Raw genomic sequence first — 15920 nt, forward strand, 5'->3', positions numbered from 1 at the left:
TGTGTTAACGATAATAAAGGAGGTAGCAAGTGACCATTGCTATTGTAATAGGCACACATGGTTGGGCTGCAGAGCAGTTACTTAAGACGGCAGAGATGCTGTTAGGCGAGCAGGAAAACGTCGGCTGGATCGATTTCGTTCCAGGCGAAAATGCTGAAACGCTGATCGAAAAGTACAACGCTCAGTTGGCAAAACTCGATACCAGTAAAGGCGTGCTGTTTCTCGTTGACACATGGGGAGGCAGCCCGTTTAACGCTGCGAGCCGCATTGTCGTCGATAAAGAGCATTACGAAGTAATCGCCGGTGTGAACATTCCCATGCTGGTTGAGACCTTCATGGCGCGTGATGACAACCCAAGCTTTGATGAATTAGTGGCACTGGCCGTTGAAACCGGTAGTGAAGGCGTGAAAGCGTTGAAAGCAAAACCGGTGGAAAAAGCCGCTCCTGCCCCCGTCGCGGCACCGAAAGCAGCAACCCCCGCGAAACCGATGGGGCCGAACGATTATATGCAGATCGGCCTGGCGCGTATTGATGACCGCTTAATCCATGGTCAGGTGGCAACTCGCTGGACCAAAGAAACCAACGTAACGCGCATTATCGTCGTCAGTGATGAAGTTGCCGCCGATACCGTGCGTAAAACGCTGCTGACTCAGGTAGCACCTCCGGGTGTGACGGCGCATGTGGTTGATGTCGCGAAAATGATCCGCGTCTACAACAACCCGAAATATGCAGGTGAGCGTGTGATGCTGTTGTTCACCAACCCAACCGACGTAGAACGTATCGTTGAAGGTGGTGTGAAAATTACCTCCGTAAACATTGGCGGTATGGCTTTCCGTCAGGGTAAAACGCAGGTAAACAACGCAATTTCTGTCGATGACAAAGACATCGAAGCCTTCAAGAAACTCAACGAACGCGGTATTGAGCTTGAGGCCCGTAAGGTTTCTACCGATCAGAAACTGAAAATGATGGATTTGATTGCCAAGGTGAAATAATTCCCTGGCATTTACTTAGTTTTCACACTTAAGTCTGTATAGCAATAGGAGAAGTACAATGGAGATTACCACTCTTCAGATTGTGCTGGTGTTCATCGTCGCATGTATCGCGGGTATGGAGTCGGTACTCGATGAATTTCAGTTCCACCGTCCGTTGGTGGCCTGTACGCTGATTGGTGCCGTTCTCGGGGATATGAAAACCGGTATCATCATCGGTGGTACCCTGGAAATGATCGCCCTGGGCTGGATGAACATCGGTGCTGCGGTTGCACCAGATGCCGCGCTGGCCTCAATTATCTCTACCGTTCTGGTTATCGCGGGTCACCAAAGCATTGGTGCCGGTATCGCGCTGGCTATCCCACTGGCAGCAGCAGGCCAGGTACTGACCATTATCGTTCGTACTATCACCGTAGCATTCCAGCACGCAGCGGATAAGGCGGCCGAAAACGGTAACCTGACGGCGCTCTCCTGGCTGCACGTATCCTCTCTGTTCCTGCAGGCTATGCGTATCGCTATCCCGGCGGTAATCGTAGCGATTTCTGTTGGTACCAGTGAAGTTCAGAGCATGCTTAACGCCATTCCGGAAGTCGTAACCGGTGGTCTGAACATCGCAGGCGGAATGATCGTAGTGGTTGGTTATGCGATGGTCATCAACATGATGCGCGCAGGCTATCTGATGCCATTCTTCTACCTCGGCTTCGTCACCGCGGCATTTACTAACTTCAACCTGGTTGCTCTGGGTGTGATTGGCGCAGTCATGGCCATCCTCTACATTCAGCTGAGCCCGAAATATAACCGCGTAGCCGGTGCACCTGCTGCGGCGGCTGGCAATAACGATCTCGATAACGAACTGGACTAGCAGGTGAGCGAAATGGTTGATATGACTAAAACTACCACCGAGAAAAAACTCACTCCGAGTGACATTCGTGGCGTGTTCATTCGTTCTAACCTGTTTCAGGGTTCATGGAACTTCGAACGTATGCAGGCGCTGGGTTTCTGTTTCTCCATGGTACCGGCTATCCGCCGCTTGTACCCGGAAAACAACGATGCACGTAAGCAAGCGATTAAGCGTCACCTGGAATTCTTTAACACCCATCCGTACGTAGCGGCTCCAGTACTGGGCGTTACGCTGGCAATGGAAGAACAGCGTGCAAACGGCGCAGAGATTGACGATGGTGCCATCAACGGTATCAAAGTTGGTCTGATGGGTCCGCTGGCAGGCGTCGGTGACCCGATCTTCTGGGGTACCGTACGTCCGGTCTTCGCCGCACTCGGCGCAGGTATCGCGATGAGCGGCAGCCTGCTGGGGCCACTGCTGTTCTTCATCCTGTTTAACCTGGTTCGTCTGGCAACCCGTTATTACGGTGTGGCATATGGCTACCGTAAAGGTGTCGATATCGTTAAAGATATGGGCGGCGGCTTCCTGCAGAAACTGACTGAGGGGGCGTCAATCCTCGGCCTGTTTGTCATGGGAGCATTGGTTAACAAGTGGACGCACGTAAACATCCCACTGGTGGTTTCTACTATCACCGGTCAGGATGGTCAGACTCGTGTTACCACCGTGCAGACTATCCTTGACCAGCTGATGCCGGGTCTGGTTCCTCTGCTGCTGACATTCGCCTGTATGTGGCTGCTGCGTAAGAAAGTGAACCCGCTGTGGATCATCGTTGGCTTCTTCGTCATCGGTATCGCAGGCTACGCTGTCGGACTGCTCGGCCTGTAAGACTGTTGTACATCACCGGGGGCTTGCCCCCGGTTTTTCTATTTAGAGGGTTGAGGATTCATGACTATCACGGACCTGGTGCTGGTTCTATTTATCTTTTCGCTGCTGGCGTATGCCATTTACGATCAGTTCATCATGCCCCGCCGTAATGGCCCTACTCTGCTTACTGTCGCCCTGCTTCCCCGCAGCAGAGTCGACAGCGTTATCTTCCTTGGCTTGGTAGCTATTCTTATCTATAACAACATCACCAGCCACGGCGCGCAATTTACCACATGGTTATTATGTGCACTGGTATTAATGGGGTTGTATCTGTTCTGGATCCGTACGCCAAAAATCATCTTCAAGCAGAAAGGTTTTTTCTTCGCCAACGTCTGGATTGAATATAACCGCATTAAAGAGATGAATTTATCTGAAGACGGTGTATTAGTGATGCAATTAGAACATCGAAGATTGTTGATTCGCGTACGAAATATAGACGATCTTGAGAGAATATATAAACTTTTAATTTCAAATCAATAAGTTATAAATATAGCCTGAACTATGTTTTTTATATATCAGCATTAAAATAAACATAGCCAAGGCTATATTTAACTGTCCGCAATGTTATTTATTTTAACGTTTTATTTAAAAATAAATCTAAATGAAAATCGTTTTCAATTAGAAGTCAAATATTATTTCTGCGTTTCTTGTTTTATATTCTCAAAATATGTTAAGGTTGCGCCCGTCGTTGGGGAGTAGCCGATTTCCAGACTCCGGAAATGTACGTGTCAACATACTCGTTGAAAAACGTGGCGCGTACGGACTGAATTTACAGGTTCAGTCAGGCGAGACCATAGGCACATCAACTGCAATGCATATCTGAATGGCGCTGTATTTACAGTGATTCCGGCCTGTATGCATGGTTACTGGGGGCAGTGATGTGTTTTATGGATACCCCGGTCAGGACGCTGTTATGAATCTCACCGCTACCGTTCTTCTCGCTTTCGGCATGTCGATGGATGCTTTTGCTGCATCAATTGGCAAAGGCGCCACACTGCATAAACCCAAATTTTCTGAAGCATTGCGCACAGGTCTGATATTCGGCGCAGTTGAAACGCTTACGCCGCTGATTGGCTGGGGCATGGGTATGTTGGCCAGCAAATTCGTGCTGGAGTGGAACCACTGGATCGCCTTCATTCTGCTGATTTTTTTAGGCGGGCGAATGATAATCGAAGGTTTTCGCGACAACGGTGATGAAGAGGAAGAACCGCAGCGCCGTCATGGTTTCTGGCTGCTGGTCACCACCGCCATTGCCACCAGTCTCGACGCAATGGCCGTCGGGGTGGGCCTGGCTTTCCTGCAGGTCAACATTATTGCCACCGCGCTGGCCATCGGCTGCGCCACATTGATTATGTCCACGCTCGGAATGATGATTGGTCGTTTCATTGGCCCGATGCTGGGCAAACGAGCAGAAATTTTGGGTGGGGTGGTGCTGATTGGTATCGGTGCCCAGATCCTCTGGGCACACTTCCACGGTTAATTCAGACGCTGCCAGACATGAATACTAAAGTCGGTCTGGCAGTCAAACGTCGTTTTCCCCGCTAACGTTTCCCACACCTCCGGCTTTGCCCGCCAGGCGAACGGCGTCATTTGCAGTAACGCAACGGCCTCGCTGCCCTGAAGCTGCATCTGATACCCCAGCGCAATACTCTGTTGCAGAACAAAACCGTCCAGTTGCTCTGTGTGCGGCGCATGCAAACGCACCTCATCATAAATAAGCCCTTTCAGTTCCATTAAATGACGCGGTCCCGGCGTGGCGGTGATAACCCATCCCCCCGGTTTAACCACGCGTGCCAGCTCTTGCGCTTTACAGGGCGCGTAGATCCTGATGATGGCATCCATTGACTCATCTGCGAACGGTAGACGATGGCTGGAGGCAACGCAAAAGGTCACCTGCGGATAGCGTCTGGCTGCGGCTTTAATTGCCACTTTGGAGACGTCAAGACCAAAGGTTGTACAACCCGTCAGCGCGTCGGCAAACGCATGGGTGTAATACCCTTCCCCACAGCCAATATCCAGGATCGCTGCATCTTCTGAAGTCGACTTCTCTTTCAGCACATTCACAATCGCATCACGCAACGGTTGATAGTGCCCGGCATCAAGAAATGCCCGTCGCGCCTGCATCATCTCAGCGCTGTCACCCGGATCGCGCGATCGTTTATGCTGAACCGGCAGTAAGTTGACATACCCTTCTTTCGCCACGTCAAACTGGTGCCGCCCGGGGCAGACAAAACTGTTATTCGCTTGAGTAAGAGGCTGGTGGCAAAGAGGACAGGAAAACGACATGACAACTCCGGCAGGTGACTTAAGGGCGCAAGTGTAACGCGAATTGCGCCCTGGGAAAATAACTTACAGCGACGGCGAGGATACGTTGCTGCCGTGCATCACCAGCAGATGGTCGGAGTCAGCAGGCATGCCATCCGGTTTAACGTTCTCCAGACGCAGGACATCACCCATTATCTGGCTGAAGACAGGCGCAGAGACAGCCCCACCATAATAAGCACCGTTTTGCGGATTATTGATGACGACAACCAATGCGAATTTCGGGTCGCTCGCTGGCGCAACACCTGCCGTGTAGGCCACGTATTTATCGACATACTTACCGTCATCACCAATTTTCTTTGCCGTTCCTGTTTTAACCGCCACGCGATAATCCCTGACCGCGGCTTTAGTTCCCCCACCACCGGGTAACGCAACGCTTTCCATCATATGTTCAACCTGGTGAACCAGCGCCTCCGGCATCACTCGGGTACCGATTACCGGCGGGTCAATACGGGTAATCGAAAGGGGCCGATAGATACCAAAACTACCAATGGTTGCATATACGTGCGCCAACTGCAGCGGCGTTACCATTAATCCATAACCAAATGCAAAGGTCGCGCGATCCAAATCGCTCCAGTAGCGGCGTTGAGGCATTAAACCGCTACTTTCACCGGTTAATCCCAGTCCGGTTGGATCGCCAAAACCAAAGCTTTTATAGGTATCCAGCAATTTTTGGACAGGCATAGCCAATGAAAGGTGCGACACGCCGGTATCGCTCGATTTCTGTAAAATCCCGGTCAGCGACAGTTCCGGGTAAAATCCGACGTCGCGAATGCGATGTCCATCAAGGTAAAAAGGATGGGTATCAATCACGCTGTCGGGTTGTACTATCCCCTGCTGGAGTGCAGTCATGATCACCAGCGGTTTAACGGTTGAACCGGGTTCAAACGTATCGCTAATTGCACGGTTACGAAAATCATCCAGTACCGCGCCATCACGATTATTGGGGTTGAAGTCAGGAAAGCTCGCCATGGACAGTATTTCACCGGTAGCAATGTTGACCAGCACTGCGGCTCCTGATTCCGCTTTATTCCACGTAACGGCATTGTCCAACGCATCTTCGGTGACCGTCTGCAGACGCTCATCGATGCTGAGCTGTAATTCGTGTGCAGGAACAGGCGTAACTTCGGTGATATTTTCGATGACATGGCCAAATTTGTCTTTACGTACCAGACGGGAGCCAGGTTTACCCATCAGTTGGTTATTAAAGCTCTTTTCCAGCCCTTCAATGCCTTGTCCATCAATGTTGGTAAAACCAATGAGATTCGCCGCTACGTGGCCTGCGGGATAGAACCGGCGGGATTCCTCGCGCAGGTTGATGCCCGGGAGATTAAGATCATCGACCCACTCAGCCTGCTGAGGGGAAATTTGTCGTGCCAGATAAATAAAACGTCCGCCAGGATTACTGTTAACGCGTTCCGCCAGCGTACTAAGTGACAAATGCAGAGTCCTTGCCAGAGCCTGCCAGCGTTCGTTGTAACCCACGCCTCCCTTGCTGATGATGGTCTTAGGATCGGCCCATACGGCGTTAACCGGAACACTTACCGCCAGCGGTCGCCCTTCTCTATCTGTAATCATCCCGCGCGGCGAGGCAATAGTTACCTCACGTAACGAACGCATGTCTTCCTGTTTCACCAGACTCGTCGGCGTGACAATTTGCAGCCACGCAACCCGACCCAGCAGCAATCCCAGACTCAATAATATTGCCACACAAAGCAGGGCAAAACGTACGGGAGTAAAATTGCGCGCGTCGCCGTCGTTTTTCTTTTTCACCCGGTCTCCAGCAAGATAGTTTTTCAGGTGTCTGATTTAACGAGAAATGTCGTAAGAAAGCGGGGAAAACTATGCTACGAACATCACGCCTTTGCAACAAAGCGCTAATGGAAGGGCATTTAGAAATATTTAGACGTATTTTGAATTAAAAAGCCCCGCATAGGCGAGGCTTTATATCTGAGATGGTTGCGCATATGCGCTTCAAATCAGTGGTGTCGATCAGATAGCTGTTACGTTAACAGCAGCCGGACCTTTCTGGCCGTCCTGAATTTCGAACTCAACGTTCTGGCCTTCAGCCAGAGTTTTGAAGCCGTTACCCTGGATAGCGGAGAAGTGTACGAACACGTCTTTGCTGCCATCAGCCGGAGTAATGAAACCAAAACCTTTAGACTCGTTGAACCACTTAACTTGACCTTTAATCTTTGCCATTTGCAAAATTCCTTAGAGTATTTTCTTCGCCCGCAGGCATAACATAGATAAAACTGAGACATTACTGCTTGAGGCACTAATATAAGGTTCGGCAGAGAAGCGGTATTCAACGTCAACGTGTTTACTCAGGACTTCTTTACTGAAAATGCCACACATAAACAGAACTGTACCTCGTTTAACCCAAAACGTGTTATCACATACAACGTTAATAATGGCAAGCCATTTTTAAACGTGTCTCGATCGGTCGCACAAATCCCGTCGTTCATCAAACAGCAACTGCACAGTTATGCGCCACACCGAGTAGTGTTATATTCCCGCCGCTCGCCCCATCCCCCGCCTGGCTTGCACCATTGCCGGGACATTTCTACCATAGCTCAATAGCTTCGGTTATTCCAGATTAGCTGTTACAGGGTGTGCCGGATATCATTTTTTATGCTTAGTAATGCATAAAATGTCACAAGCGTAAAAATGAGATCCGCCTTCTGCTTTTGCACCAAAATAATGAAAGAATGATGACAATGCACAAAAAAAGTAAGAGAAACGTTTCGCTGTTAATAAAACGATCGCTATCACAAAAATGACATAATCATATTTTTATCGTATGGGAAATTATATTTATATCAGACCGGGGATAAGATATTAATTGGTTGGAGCATCTGAAAATACTGAGTTTACACGCGTATCAGAGTGCTAATTACACGACATGTACAGAAGAAAATAATCTGGCACGTTGGCGACAGGATGAAACATCTGAGAACAAAAGCAACAGATCCTCATCCTGTCATACCGTTTTTACCGCTCAGCTACCAGGCGGATGATGTCATCATCTTCATCCTTCGCTGTGACCGCAGCAGGCTCTGCCGCTTTTTCAGGTTCGTTCGCTTCGCAAAGGCGACGGAGCAATGCGTTCTGTCTTTTTTGCTGATCTAACAATGCTTCGAGCAGCTCAATCTGCTCATTAGTACGCGAACTTGCCCGATTGACGAAAAACCACAGTACAAGCCCGACAACCAGAATCACCACCGATACAGCCAAAGACGCCAAACTCAACGCGCCAGAATTCAAAACTTCGTTCATTTTATCACCTCAATGTAGACAGCGTAGTTTACCACTGCCGCACAAGAAGGTAATCAACTGTGGCAAAAATGCGCTTACCAGGGAATAAATTTATTAACGGCACAAATACCGCTGAAAAATTGTACATCCTGATCGCACATGATGTTGAACACTTGCGCCCACATCAGTATGCATACCAGCACGACAACTATCAGCACTACCCAGCGAATTTTTTTCACTCCAGCTCCACTCTTCGAATCTACATCTTATGTCTATAAATTATCATGCGTTACCTAAACCCAGCGTTAACTGTATCGGCATTCAATCTTTTTAGGAATGATTCACTTGTTTCATCCCATGTACAGGCTAATCTAATAATAACGAGAAAAGATAAGAGGTTGTAATGCGTCTGATAATCCGCGCTATTGTGTTGTTAGCTCTGGTTTGGATCGGTTTATTACTGAGCGGCTATGGAATTTTGATTGGAAGTAAGGAGAATGCAGCGGGTCTGGGCTTGCAATGCCAATATCTGACCGCCCGCGGAACCAGCACCGCACAATACGTCCACACAAACAGCGGTATCATTGGCCTGTCGGATTGCCCTTTGTTAAGAAAAAGTACGGTCATTATTGATAACGGTTAATATAGCAACAATACATACGCTACGTTATTTGCACCAACTAACTTTATGACTGTTCATAAAAAACCCCAGATACAAAAATACCTGGGGTTTTAACGTTGACGCTATTACGCCAGATTAGAACGGATAGTCGTTATAACCCATTTGTTCTGAAATTTTACGCGCAGCCGTATGCAGCATCGCCACATACTCGTGCAAACGTTCCTCAGAGAAACGCAGCGTCGGAAATGAAATACTCAAGCCTGCAATCACCACACCGAAACGGTCAAACACCGGCACACCGATGCAGCGCAGACCTTCTTCCTGTTCTTCGTTGTCTTCACCGTAGCCCTGCTCACGGACTTTATCCAGCAGTACCAGCAGTTCATCAGTATTGGTAATAGTACGGTCGGTGCTGCGTTTGTACTCAATACCGTCCAGTATTTGCTTCACTTCATCGCGGTCACGCCATGCCAGCAGAACTTTACCGATAGCCGTGCTGTACAGTGGATTACGGCGACCTACGCGAGAATACATGCGCAGATTGTACATGGAGTCGATTTTATGAATGTAGACGATGCTGTCTTCATCCAGTGCGCCAAGGTGTACTGTCTCTTTGGTCAGGCGCGAAAGTTCGCGCATCTGAATATCAGCGCTACGGATAAGATCGACGTTTTGCAACGCGCGAGCACCCAGCTCGAATAATTTCAGGGTCAGTGAGTATTTCTCAGATTCCCCTTCTTGTGCCACATAACCCAGCGTTTTCATGGTCTGCAAAAAGCGATAAACGGTGCTTTTCGACATCATGACGCGTTGCGACAACTCGGTAATACCAATTTCGCGCTCTTCACCCAGCGCCTGCAGGATGCCAAAAACCTTCAGCACGGAAGATACAGAATCGGGTTGTTTATCCAGATCTGCGATTGCCATTTATCACCCCTTTCGAGTGTTTTATAAAAATCAGAACCGGTTTTTATTATAATTTCACGTATCAGCCCTCGCAATCGCTCTTTGCTTACTTAGTTACAAATCTGCGACCTAACGCCTGAATATCAATGCTAAAATTATTATTCTCATCATAAATTCCGACAATATTGACTTCCTATGGAAAAAACTCAGACCGATGGTCTGCCATTGCCCCAGCGATATGGCGCAATTTTAACCATTGTTATTGGCATCTCTATGGCAGTACTCGATGGCGCAATAGCGAACGTTGCCCTCCCCACTATCGCCACCGATCTTCAGGCCTCACCCGCCAGCTCAATCTGGATTGTGAACGCCTACCAAATTGCGATCGTTATTTCGCTGTTATCGCTCTCTTTTTTAGGTGATATGTTTGGCTACCGACGCATTTATAAGTGTGGTCTGGTCGTGTTTCTGTTGGCGTCGCTGTTTTGTGCCTTGTCAGACTCGCTACATATGCTGACGTTAGCGCGCGTGGCTCAGGGGTTTGGGGGCGCGGCGTTGATGAGCGTTAATACGGCATTGATCCGACTCATTTATCCTCAGCGCCAGCTTGGCCGCGGAATGGGTATTAACTCCTTTATTGTGGCAGTCTCCTCGGCAGCGGGTCCGACTATTGCGGCGGCAATTCTCTCTATTGCCTCGTGGAAATGGCTATTTCTGATTAACGTCCCGCTGGGGATCATCGCCCTGCTACTGGCTATGCGTTTTTTGCCCCCCAATTCTTCACGTAACAATAAACCGCGCTTTGATCTGCCCAGCGCAGTAATGAACGCCTTAACATTCGGTTTGTTAATCACGGCACTCAGCGGGTTTGCACAGGGACAGTCGCTAAAATTGATTGGTGCTGAACTGGTGGGGCTTCTCGTGGTAGGGTTTTTCTTTATCCGCCGCCAACTCGCATTGCCAGTACCGTTATTGCCGGTTGATCTGCTACGCATTCCGCTGTTTTCACTCTCTATTTGCACCTCAATCTGTTCATTCAGCGCACAAATGCTGGCAATGGTTTCTCTCCCCTTTTTCATGCAAACGGTTCTCGGGCGCAGCGAGGTTGAAACGGGCCTGCTACTGACGCCGTGGCCGCTGGCAACCATGGTGATGGCCCCACTGGCGGGATATCTGATTGAACGTGTTCATGCGGGTCTGCTGGGCGCGCTGGGCATGGCAGTAATGGCGTGTGGGCTGTTTTCGCTGGTGTTGCTGCCCGCATCACCTTCTGATTTTAATATCATCTGGCCAATGATTTTGTGCGGTGCGGGTTTTGGCTTGTTCCAGTCACCGAATAATCACACCATCATCACCTCCGCGCCGCGTGATCGTAGCGGAGGCGCGAGCGGTATGCTCGGAACGGCGCGTTTACTGGGCCAGAGTACCGGGGCCGCACTGGTTGCGCTGATGCTAAATCAGTTTGGTGACAGCGGAACACACGTCTCGCTGATAACAGCGGGTATTCTGGCTTCGCTGGCCGCAATCGTGAGTGGCTTACGTATCACACAACCGCGAGTTCAGGCATAAAAAAAGCGCGTCTGTCGACGCGCTTTTTATTTTTAGTCTGCTGCCAATTATTTCAGGTATTCACCGCTGCGCAGCGCTTCAATACGTTTGTCCAACGGCGGGTGAGTCATAAACAGCTCACTCAACGATTTGGATTTACCGTTGATGCAAAACGCCATCATGCTGGTCGCTTCCTGCGGCTCATAGCTGGTTTTCAGGCGCTGTAGCGCGGCGATCATTTTTTCACGACCCACCAGTTTCGCTGAGCCTGCATCCGCATGGAATTCACGATGACGTGAGAACCACATCGTAATAATGCTCGCCAGAATACCAAATACCAGCTCCAGTACCGTCGCTACCGCAAAGTAGATTAACGGGTTACCGTTGCTACCCTCTCCCTCATCGCGGTTACCGCCCATAAACCCAGCGGCAATCTGCGCCAGAATACGTGAGATAAAGATAACGAAGGTGTTCACCACACCCTGAATTAGCGTCATGGTAACCATATCGCCATTAGCAATGTGGCTGATCTCATGCGCGATAACCGCTTCGGCTTCATCCGGACTCATGTTTTGCAACAGGCCAGTACTTACAGCCACCAGCGAGGCATCCCGGCGCGCACCGGTAGCAAACGCGTTAATATCTGGCGCATGGTAGATTGCAACCTGCGGCATAGCGATCCCGGCCTGGCGGGCCTGGTTCGCAACTGTATTCATCAGCCAGCGTTCTCTTTCATTGCGAGGCTGTTCGATCACTTCCCCGCCAACGGACTTTAACGCCATCCATTTGGACATCAGCAACGAAATGAAGGAACCACCAAAACCAAACAGCAGTGCCATGATCAACAAGCCTTGAACGCTGCTTGACTGAATCCCTGTCAGGCTCAATACCAGCCCGAAAACGACCATCACAGCCAGGTTCGTCAGCAGGAAGAGCGCGATTCGCATCATAATTTTCTTTTAACCTCAATTTAACAAAACGCACTATGCGATTACCCATATCGTATGGGTCTTATGACTATTTTCAAGCATCCATAGGTGCTAAGTCACCAGAAAGACACAACTTTACATTTTATCGTATCAGACTGACGTCTTCATGCACTTGTTAAAAAAACAGGCACAATTTCTTGTGCCTGTTCGAGGTTATTGACTGGTTGCAGGCTGTTCCGCTGGCTTTTCTTTTTCAAGATGCGCCAGGTCGAGCGCGATTTTTACCGTTTCATCCAGGTATGGATCCGGCTCCTGGTAATCCTTCGGTAGATCGTCCAGTTTCTTCAGCAGCGGTTTGCCTTCACGCTTGAACCGATCGTTAATACGCGCCAGGCGCATTGCGTCATCTTCGTTATTCTCTTTTTCACGCTGAGCGTAATTCAGAGAAGCGATGTTGCGCTTATCCTTCATCGCATTGAAACGCGCAATGTCCTTCATGATGTACTGGAACTCAGGATCGTTCGCAATACGTGCATTGTGCTCTTTCAGCAATTCAGGTCCGAACGGCGTCAGATTATCTGACTTGGTGTAGGTCGCCGCATCAATGCTGTCCCACGGCAGCGCGTTATCTTCAAACTTCTCGCCAGTTTCAGTTTCTTCATTACCTGTCGGCATGATGATATCCGGCGTAACACCCTTACGCTGCGTGCTGCCACCGTTTACGCGGTAGAATTTCTGGATCGTGTACTGAACAGAACCCAGCGCAGGCCATTCCGGACGCAGCATCTGATCGTAAATACGGTTCAGGGAGCGATACTGCTGAACGGTGCCTTTACCGAAGGTGGGTTCACCAACGATCAGCGCTCGGCCATAATCCTGCATTGCCGCAGCGAAAATCTCTGATGCTGAGGCGCTGAAGCGATCGACCAATACCACCAGCGGGCCTTTGTAGTACACAACGCCGTCGGTATCACTGTCTTCACGCACTTTACCGTTATTGTCACGAACCTGAACCACCGGGCCGGAAGGAATGAACAGACCGGAAAGCGAAACCGCTTCGGTCAGCGCTCCACCGCCGTTGGTACGCAGATCTATGATGATGCTGCTGACGTTCTGTTTTTCCAGTTTCTGCAACTGGACTTTGACATCATCAGTCAGGCCTACATAGAAGCCAGGAATATCCAGTACGCCAACTTTTTCTTTGCCGACGGTTTTCACGGACATTTTAACGGCGCGGTCTTCGAGACGGATACGTTCACGCGTTAGCGTCACGGTGCGCGTCTTGGTACCTTTGCCGGCAGGCAGAATTTCAAGGCGTACCTTGCTGCCTTTAGGCCCTTTGATCAGTGCCACGACATCATCCAGACGCCAGCCAATCACATCGACCATGCCCTTGCCCGTCTGTCCGACGCCGACAATACGATCGCCAACGCTGATCGCTTTGCTCTTGGCTGCCGGACCACCTGCCACCATGGAGTTAATGACGGTGTAGTCATCATCCATCTGCAGAACCGCGCCAATACCTTCCAAAGACAAGCTCATTTCAGTATTGAACTGCTCGGTATTGCGCGGAGAGAGATAGTTAGTATGCGGGTCGATTTCACGGGCGAACGCTGTCATCGCCAGTGAGAACACATCTTCGCTGTTGGTCTGTGCCAGACGGCGAATCGCAAATTTGTAGCGGCGCGTCAGCGTTTCGCGGATTTCCGCATCGGTTTTACCGGTCAGCTTCAGGCTGAGTTCGTCAAATTTAACCTTGCCGTCCCACAGCGCATTAAGCTCTGCTTCGCTCTTCGGCCACGGCGCTTTGCTTCGGTCGAGGTTAAAGGTGTCGTTACCGGTGAAATCCATTGGACGTGCCAGTACGCTTAATGCGTACTGATAACGTTCAAATCGGCGTTTTTGCGCCAGATTATAGAGATCGTAAAAGACATCCAGCTTGCCGGTGCGCAGTTCATCGCCGAGGACCGTTTTCTTTTTTGCATACTGTTCGATATCGCTCGCCAACAGCACGTTGTGGCTGTAGTCGAGCAAATTCAAATAGCGGTCAAAAATTTTTGCCGAAAACGCCTGATCCAGATCGAACTGGCGATAGTGTGATCGCGTAAAACGCGACGTCACACGTTCGCTTACCGTCGCATGCTGGGTTTCTTCCTTTAAAACGGGGATTTGATCGGCACGCGTGATGTCTTCCACAGCAAGTGCCTGGCCTGCTAATGCAAGCAGACCAGCTAACGCAGTAAGCCTAAAAAAAGTGTTCATGCCAGGCCTGGCCTCCGTTTCAGAACACCAGGTGTTCTGCGCGTACAATCAAAGACATACCCGAATTCAGCTGTACACGGACGCCATCTTTGGTGATTTCTAATACGGTGGCATCCATCGCATTATTTCCTGCTTTCACCTTCAGAGACTGCCCTACCGTCAGTACTGAAATATCAGATACCGGGGTATGCTGTTCTTCGCGAGGAGCACGCGGTGCTTTTGCTGCTGGTTTTTCAGCGCGAGGTTTACGCTCAGCACCTTCTTTACGACGCGGTGCAGGACGCGGCTTACGCTCGCGACGCGGTGCGTCTTCTTTTTCACCGGCGGCAGCGGCCGCTTCGCGTTTTTTCGCCTGTTGCTCTGCGCGTTGCGCCTGAACACGGGCTTTAGCTTCTTCCAGCTGTTTGCGAGCATGTTCAACATGTTGTTCATCCAGCTCACCACAAGGGTTGCCGTCGAGATCAACACGCGTTGCGCCCAATTTAACGCCATACAGATAGCGCCAGCTTGAAGTATAGAGACGTAAGGCAGAACGGAGCTGAGTCTTGCTGAGGTTCATTTCACCCTCAACACGCTCTACCAGATCCTGAAAAATGCCAATTTTCAGTGGGCGCGCTTCGCCTTCCGCACTAAAACACTGCGGGAAGCGTTCGGCCAGAAACGCGATGACTTCTTTACTGCTATTCAACTTAGGTTGATTTTCCATGAAATTTCCTGATTACAACGGACGTAGCCAACAAGCGCAGGCATGAACAGGCGACATTATAATGACGTCATCAGTAATTGCTACGTTATCCGTTGATTATCCTGCGACGCGCGCAAAGAATTTTTTGTAATCCGTCGTTGCAAGCACGGTTTCAAGCTGTGCCACAAGCGTACGCAGACCTTGTTCATCTTCTTCAGTAAAGCGGCCAAATGCCGTGCTATCAATATCCAGCACGCCTATTATCTGATTGTCGACAGCGATCGGCAGGACGATTTCAGCATTGCTGGCGGCATCACAGGCGATGTGCCCATCAAAAGCATGTACGTCCTCAATACGCTGAACCTGGTTCTGCGCCACTGCGGTACCGCACACACCGCGCCCTACCGGGATCCGCACGCAGGCAATTTTGCCCTGGAAGGGACCAAGCACCAGCGTATCGTCCTCAAGCAGGTAAAAACCGGCCCAATTCACTTCTGCAAGACGCTCGTACAACAATGCGCTGGTATTCGCCAGCGTTGCCAGAAAACTGGTTTCACCTGCCATCAATGCCTGAAAATCACGGTTCAGATCCGTGTATAGCTCTATTTTGTTCATTATATAATCACTTAGTTGT

At 49.9% G+C, this 15920-nt stretch carries 18 protein-coding genes; 7 read left to right on the forward strand and 11 right to left on the reverse strand.

Annotated features, from left to right (window positions below):
* The first annotated feature begins 29 nt into the window (after positions 1-29).
* The 5 genes from manX to mntP all read left to right on the forward strand — a co-directional run bounded on the left by manX (position 30) and on the right by mntP (position 4234).
* Complete coding sequence (manX, locus tag OGX89_RS04875; RefSeq protein WP_003833768.1) at positions 30-992, forward strand: PTS mannose transporter subunit IIAB; 963 nt, start codon at positions 30-32, stop codon at positions 990-992.
* Positions 993-1050: 58 nt separating this feature from the next.
* Positions 1051-1851 (forward strand): PTS mannose/fructose/sorbose transporter subunit IIC, encoded by an 801-nt coding sequence (locus OGX89_RS04880; RefSeq protein WP_003021004.1) that lies wholly within the window; start codon positions 1051-1053, stop codon positions 1849-1851.
* A gap of 12 nt (positions 1852-1863) precedes the next feature.
* Positions 1864-2715, forward strand: coding sequence for a PTS mannose transporter subunit IID (locus tag OGX89_RS04885; protein ID WP_003833769.1), 852 nt, complete (start codon positions 1864-1866; stop codon positions 2713-2715).
* Positions 2716-2775: 60 nt separating this feature from the next.
* Positions 2776-3234: a DUF986 family protein gene (locus OGX89_RS04890; RefSeq protein WP_003021010.1), complete on the forward strand. Its 459-nt coding sequence runs from the start codon at positions 2776-2778 to the stop codon at positions 3232-3234.
* A 433-nt stretch (positions 3235-3667) separates the two neighbouring features.
* A complete protein-coding gene (mntP, locus tag OGX89_RS04895; protein ID WP_003021013.1) occupies positions 3668-4234 on the forward strand; it encodes a manganese efflux pump MntP in 567 nt (188 codons plus the stop codon).
* On the opposite strand, the gene rlmA is transcribed toward mntP, so the two are convergent.
* The 6 genes from rlmA to mgrB all read right to left on the reverse strand — a co-directional run bounded on the left by rlmA (position 4231) and on the right by mgrB (position 8573).
* Positions 4231-5040 carry a 23S rRNA (guanine(745)-N(1))-methyltransferase gene (gene rlmA / locus OGX89_RS04900; protein ID WP_003833772.1) on the reverse strand — a complete coding sequence of 270 codons (810 nt, stop codon included), beginning with the start codon at positions 5038-5040 and terminating at the stop codon, positions 4231-4233. The two genes, mntP and rlmA, sit on opposite strands and share 4 nt — an antisense overlap.
* Positions 5041-5103: 63 nt before the next feature.
* On the reverse strand, positions 5104-6849 hold the full coding sequence (ftsI2, locus tag OGX89_RS04905; RefSeq protein ID WP_003833773.1) for a peptidoglycan DD-transpeptidase FtsI2/PBP3(PARA): 1746 nt from the start codon (positions 6847-6849) through the stop codon (positions 5104-5106).
* Between the two features lie 219 nt (positions 6850-7068).
* Positions 7069-7278, reverse strand: a complete 210-nt coding sequence (cspE, locus tag OGX89_RS04910) for a transcription antiterminator/RNA stability regulator CspE (RefSeq protein WP_001062678.1) — start codon at positions 7276-7278, stop codon at positions 7069-7071.
* 12 nt (positions 7279-7290) lie between these two features.
* Entirely contained in the window at positions 7291-7434 is a 144-nt protein-coding gene (locus tag OGX89_RS04915; protein ID WP_003034983.1) for a DUF2627 domain-containing protein, read from the reverse strand.
* A 636-nt stretch (positions 7435-8070) separates the two neighbouring features.
* Positions 8071-8355: a YebO family protein gene (locus tag OGX89_RS04920; RefSeq protein ID WP_003833774.1), complete on the reverse strand. Its 285-nt coding sequence runs from the start codon at positions 8353-8355 to the stop codon at positions 8071-8073.
* Between the two features lie 74 nt (positions 8356-8429).
* On the reverse strand, positions 8430-8573 hold the full coding sequence (mgrB, locus tag OGX89_RS04925) for a PhoP/PhoQ regulatory lipoprotein MgrB (protein WP_003833775.1): 144 nt from the start codon (positions 8571-8573) through the stop codon (positions 8430-8432).
* A gap of 164 nt (positions 8574-8737) precedes the next feature.
* Here mgrB and OGX89_RS04930 point away from each other — a divergent pair, with 164 nt between their 5' ends.
* Positions 8738-8977 (forward strand): YobH family protein, encoded by a 240-nt coding sequence (locus tag OGX89_RS04930; protein ID WP_003034975.1) that lies wholly within the window; start codon positions 8738-8740, stop codon positions 8975-8977.
* Positions 8978-9091: 114 nt separating this feature from the next.
* Here the strand turns inward: OGX89_RS04930 and kdgR are convergent, their stop codons facing one another.
* On the reverse strand, positions 9092-9883 hold the full coding sequence (gene kdgR / locus OGX89_RS04935; RefSeq protein ID WP_003833778.1) for a DNA-binding transcriptional regulator KdgR: 792 nt from the start codon (positions 9881-9883) through the stop codon (positions 9092-9094).
* Between the two features lie 174 nt (positions 9884-10057).
* Between kdgR and OGX89_RS04940 the strand changes: the two genes are divergently transcribed.
* Complete coding sequence (locus tag OGX89_RS04940) at positions 10058-11431, forward strand: MFS transporter (RefSeq protein WP_126957310.1); 1374 nt, start codon at positions 10058-10060, stop codon at positions 11429-11431.
* 47 nt (positions 11432-11478) lie between these two features.
* On the opposite strand, the gene htpX is transcribed toward OGX89_RS04940, so the two are convergent.
* From htpX to msrC, 4 genes are all read right to left on the reverse strand, one after another.
* Positions 11479-12360 (reverse strand): protease HtpX, encoded by an 882-nt coding sequence (gene htpX, locus OGX89_RS04945; RefSeq protein ID WP_003034964.1) that lies wholly within the window; start codon positions 12358-12360, stop codon positions 11479-11481.
* Positions 12361-12552: 192 nt separating this feature from the next.
* Entirely contained in the window at positions 12553-14601 is a 2049-nt protein-coding gene (gene prc / locus OGX89_RS04950; protein ID WP_048235216.1) for a carboxy terminal-processing peptidase, read from the reverse strand.
* Between the two features lie 19 nt (positions 14602-14620).
* Positions 14621-15307: an RNA chaperone ProQ gene (gene proQ, locus OGX89_RS04955; protein ID WP_003833781.1), complete on the reverse strand. Its 687-nt coding sequence runs from the start codon at positions 15305-15307 to the stop codon at positions 14621-14623.
* 96 nt (positions 15308-15403) lie between these two features.
* Positions 15404-15901, reverse strand: a complete 498-nt coding sequence (gene msrC, locus OGX89_RS04960; protein ID WP_003833782.1) for a free L-methionine (R)-S-oxide reductase MsrC — start codon at positions 15899-15901, stop codon at positions 15404-15406.
* Between the last annotated feature and the right edge of the window lie 19 nt (positions 15902-15920).

Source organism: Citrobacter sp. Cpo103 (assembly GCF_030332605.1).
In the GTDB taxonomy this organism is placed as follows: domain Bacteria; phylum Pseudomonadota; class Gammaproteobacteria; order Enterobacterales; family Enterobacteriaceae; genus Citrobacter; species Citrobacter portucalensis.

Bases quoted from the DNA above. Each gene is read 5' to 3' on its own strand.
- OGX89_RS04880 (WP_003021004.1), top strand. From the start codon at position 1,051: ATGGAGATTACCACTCTTCAGATTGTGCTGGTGTTCATCGTCGCATGT.
- OGX89_RS04885 (WP_003833769.1), top strand. From the start codon at position 1,864: ATGGTTGATATGACTAAAACTACCACCGAGAAAAAACTCACTCCGAGT.
- OGX89_RS04890 (WP_003021010.1), top strand. From the start codon at position 2,776: ATGACTATCACGGACCTGGTGCTGGTTCTATTTATCTTTTCGCTGCTG.
- mntP (WP_003021013.1), top strand. From the start codon at position 3,668: ATGAATCTCACCGCTACCGTTCTTCTCGCTTTCGGCATGTCGATGGAT.
- rlmA (WP_003833772.1), bottom strand. From the start codon at position 5,040: ATGTCGTTTTCCTGTCCTCTTTGCCACCAGCCTCTTACTCAAGCGAAT.
- cspE (WP_001062678.1), bottom strand. From the start codon at position 7,278: ATGGCAAAGATTAAAGGTCAAGTTAAGTGGTTCAACGAGTCTAAAGGT.
- OGX89_RS04915 (WP_003034983.1), bottom strand. From the start codon at position 7,434: ATGTGTGGCATTTTCAGTAAAGAAGTCCTGAGTAAACACGTTGACGTT.
- OGX89_RS04920 (WP_003833774.1), bottom strand. From the start codon at position 8,355: ATGAACGAAGTTTTGAATTCTGGCGCGTTGAGTTTGGCGTCTTTGGCT.
- OGX89_RS04930 (WP_003034975.1), top strand. From the start codon at position 8,738: ATGCGTCTGATAATCCGCGCTATTGTGTTGTTAGCTCTGGTTTGGATC.
- kdgR (WP_003833778.1), bottom strand. From the start codon at position 9,883: ATGGCAATCGCAGATCTGGATAAACAACCCGATTCTGTATCTTCCGTG.
- OGX89_RS04940 (WP_126957310.1), top strand. From the start codon at position 10,058: ATGGAAAAAACTCAGACCGATGGTCTGCCATTGCCCCAGCGATATGGC.
- htpX (WP_003034964.1), bottom strand. From the start codon at position 12,360: ATGATGCGAATCGCGCTCTTCCTGCTGACGAACCTGGCTGTGATGGTC.
- prc (WP_048235216.1), bottom strand. From the start codon at position 14,601: ATGAACACTTTTTTTAGGCTTACTGCGTTAGCTGGTCTGCTTGCATTA.
- proQ (WP_003833781.1), bottom strand. From the start codon at position 15,307: ATGGAAAATCAACCTAAGTTGAATAGCAGTAAAGAAGTCATCGCGTTT.
- msrC (WP_003833782.1), bottom strand. From the start codon at position 15,901: ATGAACAAAATAGAGCTATACACGGATCTGAACCGTGATTTTCAGGCA.